The sequence below is a fragment of the Aurantimonas coralicida DSM 14790 genome, from assembly GCF_000421645.1.
Classification (GTDB): domain Bacteria; phylum Pseudomonadota; class Alphaproteobacteria; order Rhizobiales; family Rhizobiaceae; genus Aurantimonas; species Aurantimonas coralicida.
The window spans coordinates 415,578-431,088 of sequence record NZ_ATXK01000001.1 but is presented as its reverse complement, the minus strand read 5'-3'; the positions used below and the strand labels follow the sequence as shown (position 1 = coordinate 431,088).

The 15,511-nt window shown below is 66.4% G+C and carries 15 protein-coding genes; 11 read left to right on the top strand and 4 right to left on the bottom strand.

Translation table 11 applies throughout. The features are described 5' to 3' along the window. The first annotated feature begins 36 nt into the window (after positions 1-36). From H536_RS22305 to phoB, 7 genes are all read left to right on the top strand, one after another. Positions 37-1,344 carry an ATP-binding protein gene (locus tag H536_RS22305; protein ID WP_024348880.1) on the top strand — a complete coding sequence of 436 codons (1,308 nt, stop codon included), beginning with the start codon at positions 37-39 and terminating at the stop codon, positions 1,342-1,344. 150 nt (positions 1,345-1,494) lie between these two features. Continuing rightward, complete coding sequence (locus H536_RS0102040; RefSeq protein ID WP_024348879.1) at positions 1,495-2,529, top strand: substrate-binding domain-containing protein; 1,035 nt, start codon at positions 1,495-1,497, stop codon at positions 2,527-2,529. Between the two features lie 70 nt (positions 2,530-2,599). Then, positions 2,600-3,982 carry a phosphate ABC transporter permease subunit PstC gene (pstC, locus tag H536_RS0102035; RefSeq protein ID WP_024348878.1) on the top strand — a complete coding sequence of 461 codons (1,383 nt, stop codon included), beginning with the start codon at positions 2,600-2,602 and terminating at the stop codon, positions 3,980-3,982. Beyond that, entirely contained in the window at positions 3,975-5,258 is a 1,284-nt protein-coding gene (pstA, locus tag H536_RS0102030; RefSeq protein WP_024348877.1) for a phosphate ABC transporter permease PstA, read from the top strand. Before pstC ends, pstA begins: the two co-directional genes overlap by 8 nt. A gap of 23 nt (positions 5,259-5,281) precedes the next feature. Further along, positions 5,282-6,091, top strand: a complete 810-nt coding sequence (gene pstB / locus H536_RS0102025; protein ID WP_051141505.1) for a phosphate ABC transporter ATP-binding protein PstB — start codon at positions 5,282-5,284, stop codon at positions 6,089-6,091. Positions 6,092-6,110: 19 nt separating this feature from the next. Continuing rightward, the gene (phoU, locus tag H536_RS0102020) at positions 6,111-6,857 is read left to right on the top strand and encodes a phosphate signaling complex protein PhoU (protein ID WP_024348875.1); all 747 of its coding nucleotides are present in this window, start codon (positions 6,111-6,113) and stop codon (positions 6,855-6,857) included. Between the two features lie 5 nt (positions 6,858-6,862). Further along, entirely contained in the window at positions 6,863-7,606 is a 744-nt protein-coding gene (phoB, locus tag H536_RS0102015; RefSeq protein WP_024348874.1) for a phosphate regulon transcriptional regulator PhoB, read from the top strand. A gap of 105 nt (positions 7,607-7,711) precedes the next feature. On the opposite strand, the gene H536_RS0102010 is transcribed toward phoB, so the two are convergent. Next, positions 7,712-8,275, bottom strand: coding sequence for a GcrA family cell cycle regulator (locus H536_RS0102010; protein WP_024348873.1), 564 nt, complete (start codon positions 8,273-8,275; stop codon positions 7,712-7,714). A 449-nt stretch (positions 8,276-8,724) separates the two neighbouring features. Here H536_RS0102010 and H536_RS0102005 point away from each other — a divergent pair, with 449 nt between their 5' ends. Genes H536_RS0102005 through H536_RS0101995 form a run of 3 tightly spaced genes read left to right on the top strand, consistent with a single transcriptional unit; the run spans position 8,725 to position 11,922 of the window. Further along, a complete protein-coding gene (locus tag H536_RS0102005) occupies positions 8,725-9,939 on the top strand; it encodes an aspartate aminotransferase family protein (RefSeq protein WP_024348872.1) in 1,215 nt (404 codons plus the stop codon). Between the two features lie 8 nt (positions 9,940-9,947). After that, the gene (gene argF / locus H536_RS0102000; RefSeq protein ID WP_029702577.1) at positions 9,948-10,901 is read left to right on the top strand and encodes an ornithine carbamoyltransferase; all 954 of its coding nucleotides are present in this window, start codon (positions 9,948-9,950) and stop codon (positions 10,899-10,901) included. Continuing rightward, positions 10,894-11,922, top strand: coding sequence for an Hsp33 family molecular chaperone (locus tag H536_RS0101995; RefSeq protein WP_024348870.1), 1,029 nt, complete (start codon positions 10,894-10,896; stop codon positions 11,920-11,922). The genes argF and H536_RS0101995 overlap by 8 nt, the downstream gene beginning before the upstream one ends. A gap of 76 nt (positions 11,923-11,998) precedes the next feature. On the opposite strand, the gene apaG is transcribed toward H536_RS0101995, so the two are convergent. Then, positions 11,999-12,391 carry a Co2+/Mg2+ efflux protein ApaG gene (gene apaG, locus H536_RS0101990; protein WP_024348869.1) on the bottom strand — a complete coding sequence of 131 codons (393 nt, stop codon included), beginning with the start codon at positions 12,389-12,391 and terminating at the stop codon, positions 11,999-12,001. 94 nt (positions 12,392-12,485) lie between these two features. On the opposite strand from apaG, the gene H536_RS0101985 reads away from it, so the two are divergent. Further along, positions 12,486-13,091, top strand: a complete 606-nt coding sequence (locus H536_RS0101985) for a CDP-alcohol phosphatidyltransferase family protein (RefSeq protein WP_024348868.1) — start codon at positions 12,486-12,488, stop codon at positions 13,089-13,091. 49 nt (positions 13,092-13,140) lie between these two features. On the opposite strand, the gene H536_RS0101980 is transcribed toward H536_RS0101985, so the two are convergent. Beyond that, a complete protein-coding gene (locus tag H536_RS0101980; protein WP_169513612.1) occupies positions 13,141-14,067 on the bottom strand; it encodes a GIY-YIG nuclease family protein in 927 nt (308 codons plus the stop codon). 211 nt (positions 14,068-14,278) lie between these two features. After that, complete coding sequence (locus tag H536_RS0101975) at positions 14,279-15,475, bottom strand: O-succinylhomoserine sulfhydrylase (RefSeq protein ID WP_024348866.1); 1,197 nt, start codon at positions 15,473-15,475, stop codon at positions 14,279-14,281. Positions 15,476-15,511: the final 36 nt, after the last annotated feature.

The window sequence follows — 15,511 nt, the reverse complement described above, 5'->3', positions numbered from 1 at the left end:
CCGCCGCCGTCCGATTCCCGCCCCACAGGTGTCCGCTTGAGCCCGCCCGAGCCCGGCGAGCCGGAGATCGTGCCCGCCGGCCGCTCCGGCGTGCGGGCCCGGTCGGTGGCGCTCGCGGCGCTGATCGGGCTCGGCGGGCTGGGCTGGTTCGTGCCCGAGGCCGCCCCGGGAAGCGTGGCCGTCTTCCTGTTTCTCCTGGCGGTGCTCTACGTGCCGCAGCGGGTCGACCGGCGCCGGCAGGCGGTGGCGGCCAGCGAACGCGCCGACACGACCTGGCCGAGCCGGGGCGTCAAGGCGGTGGTGGAGGCGCTGCAGCAGCCCAGCTTCATCATCGACCGCCAGATGCTGCTGCGCTACCGCAATCCCGCCTCGCTGGTCGGCTTCGGCAACATGGCGCTGGGCGACGCGCTGTCGCTGCGCTTCCGCTCGCCGGAATTCCTGGCGGCGGTCGAGGCGGTGCTGCGCGACAACCAGCCGGGCAGGGTGACGATCGAGGAACGGCGCCCGGTCGAGCGGGTCTGGCAGATCGAGATCCTGCCGATCCCGCCCTATCAGGGCGAGCGACCGCATTTCTTCCTGATAAGGTTCAGCGACCGGACCGCCGAGCTGCGCATCGAACGCATGCGGACCGATTTCGTCGCCAATGCCAGCCACGAATTGCGCACGCCGCTGGCCTCGCTGTCGGGCTTCATCGAGACGCTGCTGGGGCCGGCCAAGGACGACCCGGCGGCGCGCGAGAAATTCCTCGGCATCATGCGCGAGCAGGCGACCCGCATGTCGCGGCTGATCGACGACCTCCTGTCGTTGTCGCGGATCGAGATGAAGCGGCATGTGCCGATCTCGACCCGTGTCGATCTCGGGGCGATCCTGCGCAAGGTGGAGAGCCAGCTGGCGCCGCTGGCCGAGCAGCTGGACGTCGAGCTGGCGCTGGACCTGCCGGACGAGCCGGTGGCGATCCCCGGCGACGAGGACGAGCTGATGCAGGTCTTCTCCAACCTGGTCGAGAACGCCTGCAAATACGGCGAGACCGGCAAGCGCGTGGAGATCAGCCTGACCCGGACGGAGGAGGCGGGCGGCAGCTTCGTCGACGCGGCGGTGCGCGATTTCGGTCCCGGCATTCCGGCCGAGCACGTGCCGCGGCTGACGGAACGCTTCTACCGCGTCGATCCGGGCCGCTCGCGGGCCAAGCGGGGCACCGGCCTCGGCCTGTCGATCACCCGCAACATCCTTTTGCGCCATCGCGGGCGACTTCTGGTCGAGTCGACCATCGGAAAAGGCTCTGTGTTCACGGCCAGGTTACCGCTGCCGCGGTCCGATTCTGACACTTCGGAAAAACCTCTATAATTATCAGCCGCTTGCACTGTCATAAAGGTGCAATCCGACTGTCATATAGACTTCTTCCAGCGCCGCTAGACGTGTCGGCGAGCAGCAGCCGTCAGACAGGGCGGCCCAACAGTGCTCGGTTCGAAACAAACTCCTCAAGGAGACGCACCCGTGAACAACAAGTTCATCGCCAGCCTCGCGCTCGGTACCGCCATCGCACTGACCGGCCAGGCCTCCGCGCAGGTCCGGGACCAGATCCAGATCGTCGGATCCTCGACGGTTTTCCCCTACACCCAGGCCGTTGCTGAACAGTTCGCCAACATGGGTGAGTTTCCGGCGCCCGTGACCGAGTCGACCGGTACCGGCGGCGGCATGAAGATCTTCTGCGGCGGCGTCGGCGAGCAGACCCCCGACATCACCGGTGCCTCGCGCGCCATGAAGGCGTCGGAATACGAGCTGTGCCAGTCGAACGGCGTCAAGGACGTCACCGAAGTCCTGCTCGGCTACGACGCGCTTTCCTTCGCCAACGCCCGCAGCGGCCCGGAGCTGTCGGTCAGCAAGGCGCAGCTCTTCCAGGCGCTCGCCGCCGAGGTCGAGGTCGACGGTGAGGTGAAGGCCAACCCGTACAAGAGCTGGAACGAGATCGATTCCTCGCTGCCGGCCGAGCCGATCCTGGTCTACGGCCCGCCGCCGACGTCCGGCACGCGCGACGCCTGGGTCGAGCTGGTCATGGAAGAGGGCTGCGGCGAGTTCGAGGCCATCAAGGCGCTCGACGAGGACCGTCACGACGAAGTCTGCCAGCGCATGCGCACCGACGGTGCCTTCGTCGAAGCCGGCGAGAACGACAACCTGATCGTGCAGCGCCTCGAGACCGACCCGACCGCCTTCGGCATCTTCGGCTACTCGTTCCTGTTCGAGAACCAGGACAAGCTGAAGGGCGCCGCCATCGGTGGTGTCGTTCCGTCCGAGGACACGGTTCTGACCGGCGAGTACGGCGTCTCCCGCCCGCTCTTCATCTACGTCAAGAACGCGCATCGTGACGCCATCCCGGGCCTCAACGAGTTCGTCGCCGAGTATGTCAGCGACGGCGCGATGGGCGAGGACGGCTACCTGATCGACCGCGGCCTGGTTCCGCTGAGCGCCGACAAGCTCGAGGCCACCCGCAAGTCCGCCACCGAAGGCGAGACCATGCAGGCGCCGAAGTAAGCTTTCGCGCTGACAAAACCCGCCGGCCATTTTCCTGGCCGGCGGTTCCTCGCAAGGAGTGTCGGGATCCATGCCGCTATCATTGACGCTAGCGACTGCCGTCTTGCTGACGATCATCGGCTTCAGCGCCGCCTTCATGAAGGCGCGGACGGTCGGGGCGACGGGTGACGGACGGACGCTGCACTCCCTCCCCAAATATCACGGCTATCTTCTTGCGCTGACGATCCTGACGCCCTGCGTCGTCGTCATCCTGCTGTGGCTGGCGCTCGAGCCCGTCGTGCTCGACCGGATCATCCTCGCCAATCTGCCCGAGACGCTGAAGGAAGCGTCGGCCGGGCGGCTCGGCCTGCTCATCGGACAGGTCCGCCAGGTCGCGGCCGGCGTCACCTTCGGCGAGCCCGACCCCGCGGTCTTCACCGCTGCGGAGACCTTCCAGACGGCGGCGAACGTCTCGCGCTGGCTGCTGCTCGCGGTCGTCGTGGCGATCGCGCTGATCGCCTCGGGCGTCGTCGTTCCCCGGATCGACCTGCGGTTTCGTGCCCGCAACACGGCCGAGCGGATCATCAAGTACATCCTGATCTTTTGCGCCACCATCTCGATCCTGGTGACGCTGGGCATTCTCTTCTCGCTCCTGTTCGAGGGGCTTCGGTTCTTCGCCGTGGTGTCGCCGCTGGAATTCTTCTTCGGCATCAACTGGGACCCGCAGATCGCCATCCGCCCCGACCAGGTCGGCTCGACCGGCGCCTTCGGCGCGGTGCCGATCTTTGCCGGCACGCTGATCATCGCCTTGACGGCGATGGTCGTGGCGCTGCCGGTGGGGCTGTTCTCGGCGATCTACATGGCCGAGTTCGCCTCGCAGCCGATGCGCACGGTGGTCAAGCCGCTGATCGAGGTGCTCGCGGGCATTCCGACGATCGTCTACGGCTTCTTCGCCGTCCTCGTCGTCTCGCCGGCCATTCGCGGCTTCGGCAGCGACATCGGCATCCCGGTGTCGCCGACGGCGGCGATCGTGCCGGGCCTCGTCATGGGCGTGATGATCATCCCGTTCATCTCGTCGCTGGCCGACGACGCGATCTCCGCGGTTCCGCGGGCCATGCGGGACGGCTCGCTCGGGCTCGGGGCGACCCGCGGCGAAACCATTACCAAGGTGATCCTGCCGTCGGCCCTGCCGGGCATCGTCGGCGGTGTTCTCCTCGCCACCAGCCGGGCGATCGGCGAGACCATGATCGTGGTCATGGCCGCGGGCCTGACCGCGAACCTCACCGCCAATCCGCTGGAAGGCGTCACCACCGTCACGGTGCAGATCGTGGCGCTTCTGACCGGCGACACGTCCTTCGACAGTCCCAAGACGCTGGCCGCCTTCGGCCTCGGGCTGACGCTCTTCCTCCTGACGCTGATGCTCAACCTCGTCGCAATCCAGATTGTCCGGAAGTATCGGGAACAATATGACTGACGCTACCCAAGCAGGCGCATTTCCCTCGGGCCGGCCGGGCACGCATTCCCGTGATCTCGTCAGGGCCAGCCTCGGCAAGCGCAAGTCGGCGCAGACCCGGCTGAAGATCTACGGCGGCGCCGCGATCGCGTTCGCGCTGCTGATGCTCGCGACCCTGATCGGCTCGGTCGTCTCGACCTCGCTTCCGGCCTGGACGCGGACCGAGGTGAAGCTCGACGTGGCGATCCCCGCCGAGGACGACATCAACTACAATTCGCTCGCCAACAATTCCCTGCTCGCCCTGTTCCCGGAGACGGACGGGCGCGCGGAACGGCGGGCGGTGACCGGCATCCTGAGCAACGGCGCGCAGTTCATGCTGCGCGACCTCGTCGCCGCGGACCCGCAGCTCAAGGGCCAGACGACATCGGTGTGGGTGCCGGTGTCCGACCCCTACGAGCAATTGTTCGAAGGCGTCGTGAACGCCGACCAGGCCGAGGCCAACCGACGCCTCGACGACGCGGCGCTGGCTCGCTTCAAGCAGCTGGAAGAGGCCGGGCTGATCCGCTCGTCCGTCGACTGGGGCCTCGTCACCGAGGCGGATAGCCGCTTCCCCGAGCTCGCCGGCCTGAAGGGCGCCATCATCGGCTCGTTCTTCCTGCTCCTGGTCTGTTTCCTCATCAGCGTTCCCGTCGGGGTCGGCGCGGCCGTCTATCTGGAGGAGTTCGCGCCGAAGAATCGGTTCACGGACTTCATCGAGATCAACATCAACAACCTGGCGGCGGTGCCCTCGATCGTCTTCGGTCTCCTGGGCCTGGCGCTGTTCATCGGCGTCTTCGGACTGCCGCGCTCGGTGCCGCTGGTCGGCGGCATGGTGCTGTCGCTGATGACCCTGCCGACGATCATCATCGTCACCCGGAACGCCTTGAAGGCGGTACCGCCCTCGATCCGCGAGGCGGCGCGGGGTGTCGGCGCCTCGGAGATGCAGGTGATCGGCCATCACGTCCTGCCGCTGGCCCTGCCGGGCATCCTCACCGGGGTTATCATCGGACTGGCCCAGGCGCTCGGCGAGGCGGCCCCGCTGCTGCTGATCGGCATGAACGCCTTCATCACCTCGGCGCCGTCGGGTCCTCTCGACCCCTCGACGGCGCTTCCGACCCAGATCTTCATCTGGTTCGACAGCCCGGAACGCGGCTTCGTGGCGCGCACCAGTGCGGCCATCTGCGTGCTCCTGGCCTTCCTCTCGATCATGAACCTTACGGCGGTCCTTCTGCGACGCCGTCTCGAACGGCGCTGGTAGATATGCGACAGGAGACTCCCATGATGGAAAATATCCAGGTGTCGTTAGCGAAAGGGCCTGCCGTGCAACCTACCCGTCCGATCAAGATGCGATCCGAGAAGGTGACCGTCCATTACGGTCCGAAGCAGGCGCTCTACGACATCGATCTCGATGTCGAGGAGAACCAGGTGACGGCGCTCATCGGACCGTCGGGCTGCGGCAAGTCGACCTTCCTGCGCTGCCTGAACCGGATGAACGACACGATCGACATCGCCAAGGTGGGCGGCAAGATCACGCTGGACGGCGAAGACGTCTACGATCCGGCGATCGACGTGGTCGAGCTGCGGGCGCGGGTCGGCATGGTCTTCCAGAAGCCCAACCCGTTCCCGAAGTCGATCTTCGACAATGTCGCCTACGGTCCGAAGATCCACGGACTCGCCTCGACCAAGGCCGAGCTCGAGGAGATCGTCGTCACCAGCCTGCGCAAGGCCGGCCTCTACGAAGAGGTCAAGGACCGGCTCGCCGAGCCGGGCACCGGCCTGTCGGGCGGCCAGCAGCAGCGCCTGTGCATTGCCCGCGCCATCGCGGTGTCGCCCGAGGTGATCCTGATGGACGAGCCCTGTTCGGCACTCGATCCGATCGCGACCGCCAAGGTCGAGGAGCTGATCGACGAGCTGAAGCAGAACTACACCATCGTCATCGTCACCCATTCGATGCAGCAGGCGGCGCGCGTCTCGCAGCGCACGGCGATGTTCCATCTCGGCTATCTGGTGGAGGTCGGCCCGACGGAGAAGATGTTCTCCAACCCGGACGACAAGCGCACCCAGGACTACATCACCGGCCGCTTCGGCTGAACGAAGGCAAGGAAGCGTCATGCCCATGACCGAACATACAGTCACGTCCTACGAAGACGAGCTGAAGCTGATCGTCCGCCGGATCTCGGAAATGGGCGGGATGGCCGAGCGGATGGTCGAGCAGTCGGTCGCCGCGCTGATGCGCAGCGACTGGGGGCTGGCCCAGTCGGTGGTCGCCGACGACCTGCTTTTGGACGACGCCCAGCGGGCGCTGGACGAGCGGGCGATCATGACCATCGCCAAGCGCCAGCCGATGGCCGTCGACCTGCGCGAGATCGTCGGCGCCATCCGCATCTCCAACGATCTGGAGCGGATCGGCGACCTGGCCAAGAACATCGCCAAGCGGGTGATCGCGGTACACGACCATGCCCATCCGGTGCAGCTGGTGCGCGGCATCGAGCATCTGTCGGAAATGGCGCTGGAGCAGCTCAAGGAAGTGCTCGACGCCTATGGCGAGCGGGACTACGAGCGCGCGCTCGCCATGCGCGAGAACGACGAGCAGATCGATGCGATGTACACCTCGATCTTCCGCGAGCTCCTGACCTACATGATGGAGGATCCGCGCAACATCACCTCCTGCACCCATCTCCTGTTCTCGGCCAAGAACATCGAGCGGATCGGCGATCACGCCACCAACATCGCCGAGACGGTCTATTACATCCAGACCGGCAAGCAGCTCGAGAACGAGCGGCCGAAGCGCGACAACACGGCGACGATGACCCAGCCGGTGCCGAACGACCCGCCCACCCAGGCTGACGGGGGCTGAAACCGATGAGCGCACGGATCGTCGTCGTCGAGGACGAGGAAGCCCTCGGCATTCTCCTGCGGTACAATCTCGAGGCCGAGGGCTACGTCGTCGACGTCATCGACCGGGGCGACGAGGCCGATATCCGGCTGAAGGAGGAGGTGCCCGATCTCCTGATCCTCGACTGGATGCTGCCCGGCCTGTCGGGTGTCGAGCTCTGCCGGCGGCTGCGCCAGCGCGAGGAGACCGAGCGCCTGCCGATCCTGATGCTGACGGCACGCGGCGAGGAGAGCGAGCGGGTGCGCGGCCTGTCGGTCGGCGCGGACGACTATGTCGTCAAGCCGTTCTCGACGCCGGAACTGATCGCCCGGGTGCGGGCCATGCTGCGCCGCTCCAAGCCCGAGAAGATCTCCAGCCAGCTCGTCGCCGGCGACATCGATCTCGATCGCGAGACCCATCGGGTGCGCCGCGCCGGCCGCGAGCTCAAGCTCGGACCGACCGAGTTCAAGCTGATGGAATTCTTCATGCAGTCGCCGGGCCGGGTGTTCTCCCGCGAGCAGCTGCTCGACGGCGTCTGGGGCCGCGACATCTATGTCGACGAGCGCACCGTGGACGTCCATGTCGGCCGGCTGCGCAAGGCGATCAATCGCGGCCGCGAGCGCGACCCGATCCGCACCGTGCGCGGCGCCGGCTATGCGCTGGACGAGCAGTTCAGCGCCGCCAGGTCCCCCGCCGCGCCGGCCCGCACGCGGCTGAGCGCCGGCGCCTGACGGGTCTCCGCCCGGCGCCGGGCGGCTTCTTCACGAGCCTGAAACGCAAACACCCCGCGCGGCCTGGCCACGCGGGGTGTTTGCGTTGGGTACGGTCTGTGGCGCCTAGCGGGCGCGGCGGCGATCCGAGAAGGGCTGGAAGGCCAGCTTGGCGTGATAGGCGCAATAGGGCGAGGCATCGCGGGCGTTGTTGCCGCAGAAATGGAAGTCCGGCTTCATCGGGTCGCCGACCGGCCATTTACAGGTGGTCTCGGTCAGCTCGACGAGGCTGAGCTTGCGGGCGATCGGCACCACTTCGGCGCTCTCGCGCTCCTGCGGCTGGTCCATCACCTCGAGCTCTTCCTCCGGCTCCATCTTCAGCGCGGTGGCGCCCATGGTGCGCGGCATGGAACGGCTCGGGGCCTGCTGCTGCGAGGCGGCGACCAGACGGGCCGGCACCACCATCTCGACGGTCTCGACCTCGGCCGTGCGGCGCGGGGCAGGGCGCTCGACGGCAACCGGCTGCGCGACATTCGGCTGGCGGGCCCGCGATTCGAGTTTCAGGCGGTGCACCTTGCCGATCACGGCGTTGCGGCTGACGCCGCCCAGGCGGTCGGCGATCTGGCTGGCGCTCAGGCCTTCGGTCCAGAGCTGCTTGAGCAGCTCCACGCGTTCGTCAGTCCAGCCCATGGCAAGCTCCTTTCGGCATAGTCGCGACGGCTGGAATCCCTCCACAAGCGCGACGGCTGACCGCGCCAGAACGCACAAGATATATTGAGGAACTAGGTCCGCCGCACGAAATCTAGTATCTTGACGGCAAGATAGCCCAGCCGCGGACTCGCTGACAAGGCTCGCCGGGGACGCAGGGGAATCGTTTGGGGCTTTTCCCCAGCCTTTGTTGCCGCCCGTGACGTTCGTCAAGCCTATGACCGACAAGCAGGGCGAAAATGCGGTTCGATTGACACCGCGTCGGCTCGCCATGGTATAGCGGAAGCTCCGAAGTCTCGGAAAACGCTCGAAAGCCTGCCCCATCGGCAGGCTTTGGCGTTTCAAGCATCCCGCCCCAGCGGTTCGCGCGCCGAACCGATCCCGCAACAACAACCGGATCCGACCCTTACGATCCAGCAAAGTCAAAGGCCATGGCTGACACGACGGACCATTCCTCGCCGCTCTTCGAGACCTATGCACGCGCGCCGCTCGCCTTCGAGCGCGGCAGCGGCGTCTGGCTGGAGACGCGCGACGGCCGACGTTTCATGGACTTTGGCGGCGGCATCGCGGTGAACTGCCTCGGCCATGCCCATCCCCATCTCGTCGAGACGATGAAGGCGCAGGCCGAGAAGCTGTGGCACGTCTCCAATCTCTACGAGATCCCCGACCAGACGCGGATGGCCGAACGGCTGACGGCGGCGACCTTCGCCGACCGCGCCTTCTTCGCCAATTCCGGCGCCGAGGCGGTGGAATGCGCGATCAAGACCGCGCGGCGCTATCACTACGTCAACGGCGCGCCGGAGCGCTATCGCATCCTGACCTTCGAGGGCGCCTTTCACGGGCGCACGCTGGCCACCATCGCGGCCGGCGGGCAGAAGAAATATCTGGAGGGCTACGGCCCGAAGGTCGAAGGCTTCGACCAGTTGCCCTTCGGTGACCATGACGCGCTGCGCGAGGCGGCGGCGCAGCCCGACGTCGCGGCGATCCTGATCGAGCCGATCCAGGGCGAGGGCGGCATCCGCAGCGTCCCGCCCATGTGCCTGACGGGCCTGCGCGAGATGTGCGACAATCTCGGCATCCTCCTGATCTACGACGAGGTGCAGACCGGCGTCGGGCGGACCGGCAAGTTCTTCGCCTATCAGCATTCTGGCGCCGCACCGGACATCCTCGCCTCGGCCAAGGGCATCGGCGGCGGCTTTCCGCTCGGCGTGTGCCTGGCGACGGAGCGGGCGGCCAGCGGCATGACGCCGGGCTCGCACGGCACCACCTATGGCGGCAGCCCGCTGGCGATGGCCATCGGCAATGCCGTGCTCGACGTGGTGCTGGACGACGGCTTCCTCGACCATGTCCACGACATGTCGCTGCAGCTCAAGCAGTCGCTGGCCTCGCTTTCGGACCGCTATCCCGACGTGATCGAGGCGGTGCGCGGCGAGGGGCTGCTGATCGGCCTGAAGGCCAAGGTGCCGAACGGCGAACTCGTGGCGCAGATGCGCGAGGAAGGACTTCTGGCGGTGCCGGCGGGCGACAATGTCGTGCGCCTGCTGCCGCCGCTCAACGTCACCGCGGACGAGGTCCGGCAGGCGATGGATCGGATCGAGACGGCGGTGGCGGCGATGTCGGCCGGCAACCGGCGCAAGAGCGCGTGAGGCGGATGATGACGATGGCAAACGGCCCCAAGCACTTTCTCGACATCTCCGCCGTCCCGAGCCGCGACCTGCACGACATCATCGACGATGCCGCAAGGCGCAAGGCGCTCGGCCGCGACGGCCCGAAGCCTCTGGCCGGCAAGGTGCTGGCGATGATCTTCGACAAGCCGTCGACGCGCACCCGGGTGTCCTTCGACGTCGGCATGCGGCAACTCGGCGGCGAGACGCTCTTCCTGTCGGGCACCGAGATGCAGCTCGGCCGCTCGGAGACCATCGCCGACACGGCGCGGGTGCTGTCGCGCTATGTCGACGCGATCATGATCCGCACCACCACCCATGACCGGCTGACGGAAATGGCGGAATACGCCACGGTGCCGGTGATCAACGGCCTGACCGACGACACCCATCCGTGCCAGATCATGACCGATCTTTTGACCTTCGAGGAAAAGCGCGGCCCGGTGCGCGGCAAGACCTTCGCCTGGACCGGCGACGGCAACAACGTGCTGTCGTCCTTCGTCGAGGCCTCGGCGCGCTTCTCGTTCAACCTGACCATCGCCACGCCGGCGGGGTCGGGCCCGGACATGCGCTTCGTCGAGCGGGCTCGCAAAGACGGCGCTTCGATCCTAATTACGGAAGACCCGGTGGAAGCGGTGACCGGCGCCGACTGCGTCGTCACCGACACCTGGGTGTCCATGGGCCGCGAGGAACAGGCACGCGGCCACAATGTCTTCATGCCCTATCAGGTCAACGAACGCCTGATGGCGCATGCCAAGCCCGAGGCACTCTTCATGCATTGTCTCCCTGCCCATCGCGGCGAGGAAGTGACCGACGCCGTCATGGACGGCCCGCAATCGGTGGTCTTCGACGAGGCCGAGAACCGTCTGCACGCGCAGAAATCCATCCTGGCCTGGTGCTTCGACGCACTCGGCACCGAGACTTCCGCGGGGCAGAGCCGTGGCTGATCCGCAGAAGGCGCTCGGCGAGTTCAACTTCGCCGGCGACGATGCCGTCGTGCCGTTCGCGGTCGAGGGCCTCGACGCCCGTGGCCGGGCGGTGCAGCTCGGCCCCATGCTCGACCAGATCCTCGGCCGGCACGATTATCCCGAACCGGTGGCACGGCTTTTGGCGGAGATGGTCGTCCTGACGGTGCTGCTCGGCACGTCGCTGAAATTCGACGGCAAGTTCATCGCCCAGACCCAGACCGACGGTCCGGTGGACCTTCTGGTCGTCGACTTCACGACGCCGTCGAGCGTGCGCGGCTATGCCCGCTTCGACGCGGACAAGCTGGCGGCCGCCGTCAGCGTCGGCGCGACCTCGTCCGAGGCGCTGCTGGGCAACGGCATCATGGCGCTGACCGTCGACCAGGGCGAATACACCCAGCGCTACCAGGGCATCGTGGAACTGGCCGGCTCGTCCATGGAGGAGGTCGCCGAGGCGTATTTCCGCCAATCCGAGCAGATCCCGACCGCGGTGAAGCTGGCGGTGGCGCGGATCGTCAAGCGCGGCGAGAACGGCTTCGTGGAAAGCTGGCGTGCCGGCGGTCTCGTGGCGCAGTTCCTGCCGGAATCGCCGGAGCGCATGCGCATGCCGGACCTGCCGGGCGGCGACGCGCCGGAAGGCGTCGAGGACGATCTGGGCGATTTCGAGCCGGACGATTCCTGGGTCGAGGTGCGGGCGCTGGTCGACACGGTCGAGGCGTCGGAACTCGCCGATCCCGATGTCGGCGTCGAGCGGCTGCTGTTCCGCCTGTTCCACGAGCGGGGCGTGCGGGTGTTCCCGCCCAATCCGGTCGCCGACGACTGCTCGTGCAACCGCGAGCGGATCAAGGGCGTGTTGTCGAACTTCTCCGCCGAGGAGATCACCGAGAGCGTCGAGGACGGCGAGATCGCGGTGACCTGCGAGTTCTGCGGCGAGTCCTACAGCTTCGATCCGTCGGAATTCACGGACGCGGAAAGCGACACGAGCCCCGACGGCGACAGCTGATCCGACACTTTTCGCGCGCGGCCGGCCGGCCGGTTCGGGCGCGGGGCGCTGACGACGGGCCGGCGGGTTCGCGCGGCTAGTTCAGCACCCGCTGACGGGCCGGCACGTCGAGCGAGAAGGCCGGGATCTCCACCTGGAACAGCGTGCCGTCCTCCTGCTCCATGCGGTAATGGCCGCGCATGAAGCCGGACGACGTGCCCAGTGGGCAGCCGGAGGTGTAGGTGAAGCTGTCGCCCGGCGCGAGCCGCGGTTCCTCGCCGACGACGCCGGGGCCGCTGACTTCCTCGACGTGACCATTGGCGTCGGTGATGTGCCAATATCGTGATCGCAGCCGGGTCGTTTGCCGGCTGCCGTTCTCGATCTCGACCGTATATGCCCAGACCCAGCGTCCGTCGTCCGGCATCGACTGGTCTTCCAGATAGGTCGGTGTCACCGTGACCGTGATGCCGTGCGTCGTCGCCCTGTACATGGCCCCATACCCGAATGGCGTGTCGCGTCGCTTACGTTATCGCGGCGCGGCCGGTTCGGGTCAACGGCGGGTCGCCGCGTGGACGGAGAAAGCCTTGCTCGACGGTGTTCTGAAACGGCAGATCGACCCGCCGATCGACTGGCTGGCGGGCGGGCTGGCGCGGCTGAAGATCGGCGCCAACACCGTGACGATTGCTGGCCTCGTGCTGGGACTGTCGGCTGCCGCCGCGATCGCCTTCGGCGCGCTGATCACCGGCCTCGTGCTGATCCTCTTGTCGCGGCTCGCCGACGGGCTGGACGGGGCGGTGGCGCGGCAGACACGGCCGACGGATTTCGGCGGCTATCTCGACATCGTCTTCGATTTTCTCTTCTACGGATCGATCCCGCTGGCCTTCGCGATCCTCGATCCGGGCGCCAATGCGCTCGCCGCGGCGATCCTCCTGATGAGCTTCTACGCCAATGGCGCGAGCTTCCTCGCCTATGCGGTGATGGCCGAAAAGCGCGGCATCGCGACCGTGCAGCGCGGCACCAAATCGCTCTATTTCACCACCGGGCTGGCCGAGGCGTCGGAGACGCTGGCCGTCTTCGTGCTGTTCTGCCTGCTGCCGCAGCATTTCGCGATGATCGCCTATATCTTCGCGGCGATGACGGCCTGGACCTTTGCCTGGCGCGTGCGGCTGAGTTTCCAGGCGTTCGGGTGAGGGCCGCCCCTTGTCTGCTGCGTCCCGCTGCGCAGGTGAGCAAGCCGTATTATCCGTCGCTAGGGACGGACGACAACTGGGCGTCCTGCCAATCCTTCAGCGTCTGGCCTGTCGCGACCAGCTTCCATGACGTTCGGCCGTTCGTGTTGCGGTTCTTGATAACAGCAGCGGCCGCACTCGGGCTCGCAAAGGCGACATCCTCGGCGAACCGGAGAAAGTTCGGGTCATCAGTTGGAACGAGGCGACCGTCCTGAACAAGCTGATCACGCAGATTGGCATAGACGTTCGTTGCGAAACTTTCTGTGCTCGCGTGTGACCCTGCCAGTACGGTGATTTCGCCATCAACCTCGACCGCGCGCGCCTCAAAACCGTACTTTCCGCTCGTCAGAACTAAGTCCAACTTCGACGGAGATATTCCCGGCAGGGATTGCGTTGCCGCGTCGGCGGACGTTGCTGACTTTGCCCTTTCTCGCAGGAAATCGAAGCCGACAACGGGCAGGATCACCTGAACTTGCGAGATAAAGAACTCCATATCCGCAACATCGCTTTCGGGCAGGCTCTTGCGCGCTGGCTCGTTGCCGTTCGCAACGTTTGCTCGCTCGGAGTTCTTCGTCAGTTCAACGAAGCGGCTCTCCAGATAGCGTACATGCGCCTTTGTCAGGTTCAGATCCTTGGAGGTGACGAGGCACGCCCGGGTCCAGAAATCCTTCTGGTCGTCCTTGGCATGCGATTTGATGCGATCAGCAACAATATCGCCCTCGCCGACGTAAACCCGGGACTTCGTGGGCTGTTTGGGGTCGTCACCCACAAGGAAATAGACGCCGGTTCGCGCTGCCTCACTACGTTGCAGCGCTTCTGCCAAACGTGAACGGGGCGCTACCAGAACATGCCCTGTCCAGTTCATGATTTCAGCGGTCAGGATGCCGGTGGGCGATCCGTCAACGAGGTATAGGCGAACGCTTCTTCCGGTGATCAATGGGAAAGCCTCAAGCCGATGTGGTCACGAGCACTGTGACCTTCATCTATCATGGACCTGTGGTGAACGCGCTTATATCTTGTGACGATAGGTCAATTGCGTTGCGCTTCCACTTATCAACATTTTGCAGGACGAATGCCTCAATACGGCAATTATCGGCGACGGCAATGCCATCGCCGATTGTCTTGCACTGGCTGATCTTTCGACCAATCTAGACCGCCGCCAGGGCGGCCTCGATGTCTTCCAGCAGGTCGTCGACGTCCTCGAGGCCGATGGAGAGGCGGAGGAGGCCGTCGCTGATGCCGAGTTCGGTGCGGGCTTCCGGCGTCAGGTTCTTGTGGGTGGTCGTCGCCGGATGGGTGATCAGGCTCTTGGCGTCACCGAGATTGTTGGAGATCAGGATGATCTCCAACGCGTTGGAGAAGCGGAAGGCCGCCTCCTTGCCGCCGGCCACCTCGAAGGCGAGGAGGGTGGAGCCGCCGGTCATCTGGCGGGCGATGATGGCCGCGTCCGGATGGTCGGCGCGGCCCGGATAGATCACCTTGTTGACCTTGCCGTGCTCGGCCAGCGTGTCGGCGATGCGGGCGGCCGAGCGTGTCTGCTGCGCGACGCGCAGTGGCAGCGTCTCCAGGCCCTTGAGCAGCGTCCAGGCATTGAAGGGCGACAGCGACGGGCCGGTGTGGCGGAAATAGTTGTGGAGGTTCTCGTCGATCCATGCGGCGGAGGACAGGATGATACCGCCGAGGCACCGGCCCTGGCCGTCAATGTGCTTGGTGGCCGAATAGACGACGACGTCGGCGCCGAGCTCCAGCGGGCGCTGCAGCATGGGCGTGGCGAAGACATTGTCGACGACGAGGGTGGCGCCGGCCGCATGGGCGATCTCGGCGACCGCGGTGATGTCGATCACCTCCAGCGTCGGATTGGTCGGCGTCTCCATGAAGAAGACCTTGGTCTCCGGCCGGACGGCGGCGCGCCAAGCGTCGAGATCGCGGCCGTCGACGAGGGTGCAGGCGACGCCGCAGCGCTCCAGCACCGTCTCGACCACGTAGCGGCAGGAGCCGAACAAAGCGCGGGCGGCCACGACATGGTCGCCGGCCTTGACCTGGCACTGCATGGCGGCGGCGACCGCGGCCATGCCGGAGGCGGTGGCCCGGGCATCCTCGGCGCCTTCCAGCGCCATCATCCGCTCCTCGAACATGCGGGTCGTGGGATTGCCGTAGCGCGAATAGATGAAGCCGGGCTCGTCGCCGCGGAAGCGGGCCTCGGCGGCCTCGGCGCTCGGATAGACGAAGCCCTGGGTGAGGAACAGCGCCTCGGAGGTCTCGCCGAAGCTTGAGCGCGTCGTGCCGCCATGGACCATGGCCGTGGCCGGGCGCAGTTTGCGTGCCGTATCCGTCTTCTTCTGCATGGGTCGTCTCCGAACAACAAAAACCGGCTGTCGCGT